The following is a 10071-nucleotide window of genomic DNA, read 5'->3' as shown; positions in this document are numbered from 1 at the left end:
GCTTGACCAACAACGCCGCCGAACGCGCTCTCCGCGGCGTCGCCCTCGGCCGCAAAGCCTGGCTGTTCGCGGGCAGTGACCGCGGCGGCGAGCGCGCTGCCGCCCTGTACTCCCTCATCACCACCGCCAAGCTCAACGACGTCGACCCGCGTGCCTGGCTCGCCGACGTGCTCGCCCGCATCGCCGATCACCCTGCCTCAAGGCTCGACCAGCTCCTGCCTTGGCACTGGAAGCCGCGCGCAGCCTCGCTCTCAGCCGCTGCCTGATCAGCCACCGCGGTGTTCACCGGATGGGTACGGTAGCTCGGCGTGCTCGTACGTCTGTTCAACGCGCCCCTCGCTCGCCAGCGGCGGCGCAGGTGTTCGGTTTATGCTTGCTCGGCATCCTCAGGAGCGCTCAAGGCTGGAAAGTGCGCCCTTCGTCAGATCAGTCGCACTCGGAGCAGCAATGCGCCGGTAGGCTGCCTCGGAGAACTCGAAGACTCCGAAAGCCGCAAGTCCCAGGGCAACCAAGGCGAAGAGGACGCGCCCGAAAGGCTGCTCCTGAAGAGCGAGCAGGGCGCCGCCAAGGCCGCGTGCCTCGCTAGAATCCGCCTGCCAAGCAGCCACCAGCAGGAAGCTGGCGATGATGAGGAACACCACCGCCCGTGCGGCGTAGCCGGCGCGGCCGAGTGGGATGACCCAGGTGGCCACATCTGGTCCGCAGGAGAGGTGCTTGCGGAAGGAAGCCGTCCAGGCCTTGGCAATCATCCCGAGGGCAGCACCGAGCACGGCCAGCCCCGCGGCACCGACGAGCCACCGGCCGAAGGGTTGGCTGAGAAGCCAGCGCGTCCAGTCCCGTGTTGCCTGCTCCTCCCCTCCGCCTGAGCTCGTGCCCGTAATAAGGCTCACGGCGAAGACCCCAAGGCCGACGTACACGACAGCCGATACCAGCTGTCCGGCGCGGGCGGCGATGGCGCGCCATGATCCACCAAGCCCATCGGCGTTCAGGACGGACTGGAGCGTTCTCCAGAGCGCGAAGCCGAAGAGGCCGAGCGCCACCACGACGAGCAGCGCGGCTCCCCAGCGCTGGGAAAAGAGCGCCTGCAAGGCGCCCTTTGACCCGGTTGCCTCGCCACCCTGGCCGGCCGCGGCCAGCAGGGCCAGCGACCCGATGATCAGGCTGACGAGGCCACGGGCGGCGTAGCCAAGCCGGGCGAGCAGCTCCAGACGATTTCGATGTGCCAGCATCGTGCCTCCCGCCTTCGCGACAGCCGTAAACTGCAAGGGCAATACGGTGATAGCAGCCCGGCCGTAGTTTGAGAAAAAGGCCCGCCAGCCGTGGCCGTTGCATGCGTTAAGGCTGGGCAAACCACCTGTCGTGGTTCCATGAGCCAGGGCAGGCTCTCGTGGCCGAGAACCGGGATTAACGGAGGGGACGAGGACGGATCATGGGCCAGGGCTTCAAGTAATTTTGGCAAGGTTCAAATAGCTCGTAACGGTGCTGGTGGCGGTGCGCCTCATCAACCCTAAAGGAAGGCTGCCTACTGGCGCGGATGCGCCGCAGAGTAGGGTTGATCTTACCGCAGAACGGAGCGAAGCGTCGGCTGCGTGGAGGCACTTTCCCGTCGCGCCACCCTGACCTCCTCTCGTCAGGGCTCTGGGTCGTAGGACCCGGCTGGTCGGGTCTGATCCAGGGACCTGACGATGACGAAGCCGCTATCCGCCACCCAAGCGCAGATCCTCGGCGCCGCCGCGCAGCACCCGGTAGGGCTGGCCGAGGCGCCGAAAGCCTTGCCGGCCGCAGCTCGCAACGCCGTGTTCGGTAGCCTGCTCAGGGCAGGGCTGCTGGAGGAGGTGCCGTCCTCGGACGGTGCCCCGGCGGCGCTCCGGATCACCGCAGCCGGGCTGGTGGCGGTTGGTGGCACTGGCCCGGAGGACGTGACCGGCGAGGCGGCTGTGGGCGCGCAGGAGGGCGGCGCGGCCGAGGTGGCGACGCTGGGGGCGCCAGAGCCGCAGGAGGCGCCTGTGACGCCCTCTGGTGCATGGAAACCAAAAAGCTCGCTCCGGGGTGCCGCGACGGCGGTGCTGGCGGCCTGGGACGCCGAGGAGGACAAGCCTGACCTGCCGGGAGCGGTAGAGGCCCTGCGTGCCGCCCTGTGTCAGGCTGGGACACCGCACAAGGTCCGCGACCCCTCCACCGCAAGCCGCCCGCGCGAGGGCACGAAGTGCGCGGCAGTCCTCACTCTCCTGCGCCGGCCGGAGGGTGCCACCGTCGCTCACGTCATGGAAGCAACTGGCTGGGCGCAGCACACCGTCCGCGGCTTCCTGGCCGGGCTGAAGAAGAAGGGCCGCCCCGTTGAGGTGCTGGAGCGGGTACGGCAGGTCGGGCCGGGTGCTCAGGGAGCGAAGGGCAGCTACAGCGTCTACCGCATCGCCGCCGGGGAGCAGGGCTGATGGCCGCCCCGCGTCGCCTGGCAACCACCCAGCCCCGCTACGCCGTCGCGCTGTACCGGGTCTCCACGGCCGAACAGGGGCACAGTGGCTTTGGGTTAGAAGCGCAGCAGGCCAGCGTCCGGGCCTTCGTCGAGCGCGAAGGCTGGACGCTTGTCGCCGAACACCAGGACATCGCCTCGGGCAAGGACGACCGACGACCGGGGTTCCAGGCGGCGCTTACCCGCTGCCGGCAACTCGGGGCGGTGCTGGTGGCGGCCCGCCTCGATCGGATAATACCGGCGCGCCTATGTCCTGACACATCGTCAGCTGGTCCCTGCCTTGCAGACACGGCTTCAGTCCTTCGCCTGTGCCGGGTCTGGACGGATCGGAACATCTGCTCGGCAGTATAACTCGGCGTGCGCACACCCTCTTGGGGCTGCTGGAAGAGGGACTGTCCATCCGTGCCGCAGACATGCCGGGGGCGGATGACCTGATGGTGAGGCTCTATGCGGCGACGGCTTGGAAAGAGCGGTAGCGGATCTCGGAGCGCACGCGGGCGGCGCTGGCGCCTGCACGGGCGATTGGGGCGGTGTTTGGGCAGGGCCAGGGGTATCGGCCGGCTGCCGGGCCGGACGCGGCTGCGGCCGCCCTCGCGCGGCGGGAGGCCGCGGAACATGGGGCGCACTGCCCCGCCCCACAGGTGGAGCGCCTCATGGCCAAGGGCGTGCTGGACCAAGCGGCGCTGGCTGGGGCACTACACGTGTGCGGCGCGCCGACGCCGATCGGCCTCGGAGCATGGACGCACACGAAAGATGCAAGAGTGAGGGCACGAGCAAACGCATAAACGCGCGCATGGCTCCGGCCAAGAGCAGGTGCGTCACGGCTTATGCAGCCTGGAGATTCTGCCCCAGGCTGCCACTGCTATTCGCCGGAGAGGGACAAGTTCAAGGAACTTAACCTGGGCAGCGGTCCGCTCGGGTCCAGTGCCGTGGAAAGCTCGGGCCACCAAAGCCCGGGCGCCCATCGGCAATGCGCTGCAGCAGGCTCTGCACCTCCGCCGTGATGACGGTCACGCCGCGGGGCGAGGAGTTGCCGCTGTGGCCAAGGATATCGTCGATGTCCACGATCTTGGCGTCCGGCGCGTTAGCCGCAAGCTCCATCACGCCACCTGCGCCGGGAGTGTGCAACTGGTCGAAGCAGTTCGGGATCAGGAGCAAGCGCGCCTTGATGGCGCGCGCTGCGGCACGCAAGTCGCCGTTGAAGGGTGGCGCCGCCGCGATGTCATGGTTCACAATCGCCCAGGTGCGGTAAACCCAATCACGTGCCTGCGTTGCGTTGCCGAGCTGTTCGGAGCTTGTTGCGACAAAACGGTCCACCGCGGCACGGTCGGCAAACATTTCGGAAAAAGACTCAGGAGAGAAACCGAAGGCGTTCTGGATATTGATGCCGACACCGGTGCCACGACGTGGCGGGTCGTCAGCAGGATAGTCTCCGTCACGCCATTTCGGGTCCAGCATGATGGCTTGGCGCGCAAGCTCCCAGATGAAGGCTGTCTGCGAGCTGGCGCGAGCCATTGGAACGACCGGTATCACCGCGTCCATAAAGTCGGGGTAGCTCACCGCCCACTGCAGCGCACCGTTCCCGCCCATCGAAATTCCGGTCACAGCGACGAGGTGCCGAATGGTCAGGCACTCCGTAATCAGGCGGTACTCAGCCTGCACCATGTCGCGGATCGTGAAACGCGGGAAGCTCATGTTCATCCCCGACCGGGTCGGAGAGGTGGTAGCATTTGGATCGACGGAGGCGACACCGAGTGTGTCGAGCTGGATAACGAAGTATTTCGTTGTGTCGAGCGCGCGACCGGGCCCCGCCAAGAAGCTTTGCGCGTCGCGGTTGCCCCGCAAGCCATGAATCGAGAGGATGGCGTTGCTACGCTCAGCGTTTAGGGTGCCATGCGTGATGTAGGTCATCCGGGCGTTCGGGATCACTGCGCCGCTCTCAAGGCGCAGGTCGCCAAGCTGGCAGGTCTGCACAGATGATGTCTGGGCTACCGCCTGGGAAATGCCTGACGCAGCTGTGAGGGCCAGAGCTAGACCGAGCACGGCGTGCCGAAGGTGCAGGCGGTGGCGCTCGCGCGATGGGGGTCTGTCCGGCCCGCGCGAAGGCAAAGGATCAAATCCGGTCATTGGTTTCCTCTTTTGGGCCTCTGGTTGGGCCCCTGCACGAGCTAATATTCGAAGGGCTTCAAGCGCAAGCTCAGGTTCCTGGCGCGGGCGCGTGGCGCCCTGGTCATGTCTTGTGCAGGATGGGCCGCACCAGGGCAGGATTGGAGGTTACCCTAAGGGAGGCGTGAAGGCGGCCCAGTGGGGTCGCTGTTCACCATCGATCAATGGTCGTTGGTCGGTATTGAACACGGTGGTGATCCTGCGTGGGGTGAGCTCAAGGTCCAGCCCGCGCTGGGGCTGCCGGCCGGTGTGACGCTTCGCTCTAGGAGCGCTTGTCCTCCGGCCTAATTTTGTGATCCGCGCCGGCGAAAGGCCATAGTGGCCACCCCAAAACATGTCAGTTGAGCCGCCACCAGCAGGAAAGCGAGATCGTAGCTGCCGCTCCAGCTCACAATCAGGGTGAATACCAACGGCCCGCAGATCGATCCGGCGAAGCCAAAGAGACTGGCAGCCGAGGTTACATCACTGACAGCGTGCAGTGGTGCAACGCGTGCCAGTTCTGCCATGTGCACGCCGTTCCAGCCGATCGCGGTAAAGCCCGCCAGGGCCGCGCAGCCATAGAGTGCCCAGGGGCCCTGACCGCCGGCCGCAACCAGCAGCCCGACTGCCAGGGCGGAGGCCACTGCCTGGAGGGCCAGATGTCGCAGAGCACCGCCCATGCGGTCGGCCACCCAACCCATGCCGACCCGTCCGACTATGCTGGCACCCAGCATCAGCGCCACGATCCGCCCGGCCTCGGCCAAGGAGGTACCGTGGCGCGTGATGACGTAGGTGGCGGTGAAGGCCATCAGGCAGGACTGCATCACCGAGAAGGAGACGCCGAGGGCGGTGAGCAGCGGCAAGGAGGGATGCGCGCGCAGAATGCTGACTGACCGCGCGAGAGCGGCAGGGGACAATAGCGCACGCGCCCAACCGGGCCTGCCCGCACCTCTGTCCTGATCCAGCCGTTGACGGAAAGGCTGCACCACGAGCGTGGTGAGCAGCGCCACCCCGATGACAATACCGAGCGCGGCGGACAAGCCTAGCGCCAATACCATTGGTGCCATTCCCAAGCCGGCGAGGGCACCGCCTAGAGGCACGCCCGCCTGCTTAATTGAGAAGATCAGCGTTCGGTGCCGAGCGGGAGCGGCGCGGATCAGGATCTGACTGCCTGCGGGCGTGTTGTGGCCCGTGCCGAAGCCGACTGCCAGGGCACCAATCAGTCCGAGCAAGCCGAGTGGCTGCGCGAGGATGAAGAGGCCAAGCGCCATGCAGGCCAAGCCAAGCTGTAATGTGCGAACTGGGCCATGATGGGCGAGCATTGGTCCGCCACAGGCCAAGCACCAGCAGATGCCGGCCGATGTCATGGCGGAGACGATGCCGATGCTCTCCGGCAGCAGACCGGCGCGCGCCATGAGCGGCGGGCCTAGCAACGGAACGGCTAAAGAGGCGAAGGAACTGACGGTCTGAACGATCAGGGTCGCAACGAGGGCGCTGACCCACAGGGGCAATCTCAACGTTTGCTTCCACCCGTTGTTCGCCCGATCTTCCGCGCGCGTCCGGGCTCTGGGTTGAGTGTGCCGGGTGAACGACCCGTCGGCTAGGTGCCCCCACGCCTTTGCCGGAGGGCTGCCAGTCAGAACCCTGGCCCGGAGATGGTTCCGTCATTTTCGCCGCTGGCGAAGAGGCTGACGTAACGGTTCTCCTGTTCAATCACCGGCGCTTTGGCTGCTCGTTCCTCGACTATGCGGTCCAGCAGCTGCCCGACTAGCCATGGGGCGTCCACCCCGTCGTCGTGCTTGCCGGCGGGAAAGCTCAGCCGTCCGCCTCGAAGACACATCACAGGGTGCGGCACGCGGCACGTGCAGGCGGTTCGTCGCCGGCGCGTGATCAAGACAAATGATCACGAATCTGGCGGTCGGCCGCCATGGTTAGGCCCGATATCCCTGTCACTCGGCCCGCTGGTGTGGGCAAGCACCGAGAATGGAAGACCTCAGCTTGAGCATTAAGGCCACGGCCGGCCTGGCGACCGCAAGCTGCTTGGCCTTGTCGGCTTGGTGTAGTCCCTAGCCGTGGCTATTGGCCTCGACGTAGCGGTTGGCTTCGTTCAGCCCATCCGGCACGTTCAATCGCGGGGCAGCATAGCGGCGCTGCTGGAAAGCGCTGATGGCTCCGAAGGTGTTACCTCCCTGGCCAGCGCGCCTCCCGCTTCAGGGGCTCGCCGCGAAGGCTACTGCCCCTCACTATCGCGCAAGCTCCAATTAGGTCGGATGCACGTTTGTGCATGCTGACCGAGGTGATGGAGGTAGAGGACTGGCGAGCATGGAGCTGTCCTGAAGCACCTGCCGGTACCGTTGCACGTGCTTCTTGCCCTCATCACTACAGTGGGTCGGCTCAGCAAACGTCCATAACCGACGCTGCTGGCCTCGCCGCTTATGCCTGCCGCTATGGTCCGCCTACATGGCCGCGAGAAGGTCCTTGACGGTGTAGGAGGTTCGGGTGCCGAGCCGCTGCTCGAAGGCCTCGCCCTCGCGTCGCACCCGCTCGGCGGCCAGACGGCTGCGGGCCATCCGATCCAGGTCGTACAGGACGGGCTGGTGAAGCGCCAGGGCGGCCTGGAAGGCGCTGAGAAAGTCAGGGAGGTTCACCCAGTTCTTCTCCGCCATGTGCATCGGCAGACTGTAGAGGTCGGTGCCTGATCGAAGGCGGTGCAGGGTATCCGCAGCGATCGAGTATTTACCGTCGCACGCTTCCAGACCGTAGTCCGTCACCTCCCACTGCCCGAAGCGACGGGTGGTGAGGGGTGAGCGTTTGAGAACAGCGAGTAATACCATCATCTCGGAGCTGACCGGACTTTCGCCCGACGCCATCTCTCGCATAGAGCGATAGATGGTCGGCAGCGGTCGGGTGTCGCCGTACTGCTGCATCAGCAGCGCGAGGCTGGCGGGGTTCTCGGCCATGGTGTTCAGAGCCTGCCGGAAGCTCTTGGCGCCGTGGACTGAGGCGCGGGTCGTTTTGGCGGACATTATTACTCTCCTTGAGGTGAAGGCATGTGTGGCTCGGTCTCTCGACGCGGTGTGCGCAGGGGCCGTGGGCGAGAAGGGTTGTTTGACGGTACCGCTCGGCCCAACGACCCATTCGGCTGGGCCGTGGTTATCCACCAAGAGGAAAATTGATCGTCGCGAAACTTTTCTTTGGGTGTTCAGCGTAGATCGTCCGCCCATTCGACCTCGGAGGAAGTTAGCTGCATGTTGAGCAACGCCTGCTCGTGCCTGCCGAGCTTTCGGGCTTCTCGCTCCTCCTGTGCATCGCGCTTGTCCTGCTCGCGCCACCCGGCGCGGCACTTGAGCCAGAAAATTGCGGCGATCACCGCCTCACGGCCATCGCCGGTCGCCCGGCGAAAGAGATTTGCCGCAACCTTCGCGTTGGCCTCGACGTGGCCCACGTCCAGCTCGTGCGGGAAGTACTTGCGCAGCGTCTTGGGATCGATCGACAGGATCTTGGCGATCTCCACCTCGGGGATGCCGAATCCCGCCATTGCCTTGACGGTGGAGCGATCCTTCTCGGTGGGCGCGAAGGCGGGGCGGCCGACGCGCATTGTCACGCCGCCTCCAGCGGCGCCGTGCGCTCGGCGGCGACCTGAGCGAAGGTGGCGCCGCTGCTCTCCAGCACCGCTTCCTGGCCCGTGAAGGCCTGCCAGCGCAGGACGGCCACGTCCACGTAGGCGGGGCTGAGCTCGACCGCATGGCAGGCGCGACCTGCCATCTCCGCCGCGATCAGGGTGGTGCCCGACCCGGAGAAGGGCTCGTAGACGGCCTGCCCGGGCGAGGAGTTGTTCTCGATTGGCCGGCGCATGCATTCCACCGGCTTCTGGGTGCCGTGGACGGTGTCGGCGTCCTGGTCGCGCGAGGGGATGGACCAGAGGGTCGTCTGCTTGCGATCGCCAGCCCAGTGGCCCTTTGCGCCGTCCCGGACGGCGTACCAGCAGGGCTCATGCTGCCAGTGGTAGTGGCCGCGTCCGAGGACGAGGCGCTCCTTGGCCCAGATCACCTGCGCCCGGATGCCGAAGTCACAGGCGGTAAGGCTCCCGGCCACGGTGCCGGCGTGGAGCGCTCCGTGCCAGACATAGGCCACGTCGCCGGGGAATAGCGCCCAGGCCTCGCGCCAGTCCGCCCGGTCATCGTTCAGCACCTTGCCCGTGCGCGCCGTCTTGCTGCCCTCCAAGGCCTCGTTGCGCCAGGAAGGGTCGTACTCCACCCCGTAGGGCGGGTCGGTGACCATCAGGTGCGGACGGACACCACCCAGGGCGGCCTGGACCACCTCGGCATCTGTGCAGTCGCCACAGGCTAGCCGGTGGCGCCCCATGACCCACACATCCCCCAGGCGCGACACAGGCACCTCGGGTGGGGAAGGGACTTCCTCAGGGTCGGTGAGCCCTGAGGTGGGTGCCGTCAGAAGGGCGCCGATTTCAGTTGGATCGAACCCGGTGAGTGCCAGGTCGAAGCCACCAGCGCCGAATTCGGCTAGCTCCACCCGTAGGAGATCCTCGTCCCAGCCGGCCGACAGCGCCAAGCGGTTGTCCGCCAGCGCATAGGCTCGGCGCTGTCCCTCGGTCCAGCCACGCGCGACCATGACCGGCACGGAGGCGAGGCCGAGCTTGCGGGCCGCCATAACGCGGCCATGCCCGGCGATCAGCGTGCCGGCCTCGTCGACGAGGACGGGGACGGTCCAGCCCCACTCGCGGATGGAGGCAGCGAGCTGCGCTACCTGCGCGTCCGAGTGGGTGCGGGCATTCCGTGCGTAAGGCAGCAGGCGCTCGATGAGCCAGCGCTCAACGTGGTCGGCGGGCCAGGGCAGCGACGGCGCGCCCGTGCTGCCGCTGGCCTGCGCTGCTGAAGGGGCGGACGACATACTGGAAAGGCCTTCCTTTTATAGAACGGGAAAAAATCTCTGCGTGAGCCCTCAATGCGGTCACGCAGCCCCATGCGCCGGACTTTGCACCCCCCCGGGGGGGACAAGCTGCCTGCGATTGCCACGTTCTGGGGCGAGTGCGGCGCGACGTGCAGATCAGTTCGTTCGCGACCGCCCTAAGCCTGTGCGCTGAGTTTACCGCAGGCGATCACCGCGTTGCAGGTGCTCGCACTACGCGCTCATTGTAAGCGTCGCGGCGGCGGCACATTGCGGCGCGGAGTGGTGCTGTGATGCAAGTGCGGGATGGGCAGGACGCTACCGCCGCGGATCACAGAGGCTGAGGACGCTCATACGATTACTCGTATGAGTGTGCGTGAGAAGCCGGTCGAGGTGATTACCCGCGGCGAGCGGCGGCGGAGTTGGACGGGAGCGCAGAAGCGCGACATCGTCATGGAGAGCCTGGAGCCGGGAGGCTCGCCGATAGCGGTAGCGCGGCGCCACGGCATTGGGACTGGCCTGCTCTACACCTGGCGTCGGCAGAT

General features: G+C 66.5%; 10 protein-coding genes. 4 read left to right on the top strand and 6 right to left on the bottom strand.

What is annotated here, in order from left to right:
* The coding region (locus tag EAH89_RS29805) for a transposase domain-containing protein (protein WP_140887649.1) at positions 1-266 on the top strand (266 nt) is incomplete at its 5' end.
* 120 nt (positions 267-386) lie between these two features.
* On the opposite strand, the gene EAH89_RS29800 is transcribed toward EAH89_RS29805, so the two are convergent.
* The gene (locus tag EAH89_RS29800; protein ID WP_140887646.1) at positions 387-1229 is read right to left on the bottom strand and encodes a DUF1206 domain-containing protein; all 843 of its coding nucleotides are present in this window, start codon (positions 1227-1229) and stop codon (positions 387-389) included.
* A 456-nt stretch (positions 1230-1685) separates the two neighbouring features.
* On the opposite strand from EAH89_RS29800, the gene EAH89_RS32335 reads away from it, so the two are divergent.
* On the top strand, positions 1686-2435 hold the full coding sequence (locus EAH89_RS32335; RefSeq protein WP_206667728.1) for a DUF3489 domain-containing protein: 750 nt from the start codon (positions 1686-1688) through the stop codon (positions 2433-2435).
* The gene (locus EAH89_RS29785; protein WP_140887644.1) at positions 2435-2824 is read left to right on the top strand and encodes a recombinase family protein; all 390 of its coding nucleotides are present in this window, start codon (positions 2435-2437) and stop codon (positions 2822-2824) included. Before EAH89_RS32335 ends, EAH89_RS29785 begins: the two co-directional genes overlap by 1 nt.
* Positions 2825-3367: 543 nt before the next feature.
* Here the strand turns inward: EAH89_RS29785 and EAH89_RS29780 are convergent.
* From EAH89_RS29780 to EAH89_RS29760, 5 genes are all read right to left on the bottom strand, one after another.
* Complete coding sequence (locus EAH89_RS29780; RefSeq protein WP_140887641.1) at positions 3368-4600, bottom strand: alpha/beta fold hydrolase; 1233 nt, start codon at positions 4598-4600, stop codon at positions 3368-3370.
* A gap of 323 nt (positions 4601-4923) precedes the next feature.
* The gene (locus EAH89_RS29775) at positions 4924-6135 is read right to left on the bottom strand and encodes an MFS transporter (protein WP_161993848.1); all 1212 of its coding nucleotides are present in this window, start codon (positions 6133-6135) and stop codon (positions 4924-4926) included.
* A 939-nt stretch (positions 6136-7074) separates the two neighbouring features.
* The gene (locus tag EAH89_RS29770) at positions 7075-7644 is read right to left on the bottom strand and encodes a hypothetical protein (protein ID WP_140887630.1); all 570 of its coding nucleotides are present in this window, start codon (positions 7642-7644) and stop codon (positions 7075-7077) included.
* 176 nt (positions 7645-7820) lie between these two features.
* Entirely contained in the window at positions 7821-8222 is a 402-nt protein-coding gene (locus tag EAH89_RS29765) for a hypothetical protein (protein ID WP_140887627.1), read from the bottom strand.
* On the bottom strand, positions 8219-9529 hold the full coding sequence (locus tag EAH89_RS29760) for a site-specific DNA-methyltransferase (RefSeq protein ID WP_140887624.1): 1311 nt from the start codon (positions 9527-9529) through the stop codon (positions 8219-8221). Before EAH89_RS29760 ends, EAH89_RS29765 begins: the two co-directional genes overlap by 4 nt.
* Before the next feature lie 303 nt (positions 9530-9832).
* Here EAH89_RS29760 and EAH89_RS33675 point away from each other — a divergent pair.
* Positions 9833-10071, top strand: a 239-nt coding sequence (locus EAH89_RS33675; RefSeq protein ID WP_140887349.1) for a transposase, incomplete at its 3' end; no start/stop codon positions are given.

This window comes from Muricoccus nepalensis (genome assembly GCF_006438825.1).
GTDB lineage: Bacteria > Pseudomonadota > Alphaproteobacteria > Acetobacterales > Acetobacteraceae > Roseomonas > Roseomonas nepalensis.
The sequence above is the reverse complement of the archived record's forward strand: the minus strand, read 5'-3'. Positions and strand labels throughout refer to the sequence as shown.

What these genes read in the sequence shown, in the direction of transcription:
- EAH89_RS29785 (WP_140887644.1), top strand. Translation starts at nt 2,435, where the DNA reads ATGGCCGCCCCGCGTCGCCTGGCAACCACCCAGCCCCGCTACGCCGTC.
- EAH89_RS29770 (WP_140887630.1), bottom strand. Translation starts at nt 7,644, where the DNA reads ATGTCCGCCAAAACGACCCGCGCCTCAGTCCACGGCGCCAAGAGCTTC.
- EAH89_RS29800 (WP_140887646.1), bottom strand. Translation starts at nt 1,229, where the DNA reads ATGCTGGCACATCGAAATCGTCTGGAGCTGCTCGCCCGGCTTGGCTAC.
- EAH89_RS32335 (WP_206667728.1), top strand. Translation starts at nt 1,686, where the DNA reads ATGACGAAGCCGCTATCCGCCACCCAAGCGCAGATCCTCGGCGCCGCC.
- EAH89_RS29780 (WP_140887641.1), bottom strand. Translation starts at nt 4,600, where the DNA reads ATGACCGGATTTGATCCTTTGCCTTCGCGCGGGCCGGACAGACCCCCA.
- EAH89_RS29760 (WP_140887624.1), bottom strand. Translation starts at nt 9,529, where the DNA reads ATGTCGTCCGCCCCTTCAGCAGCGCAGGCCAGCGGCAGCACGGGCGCG.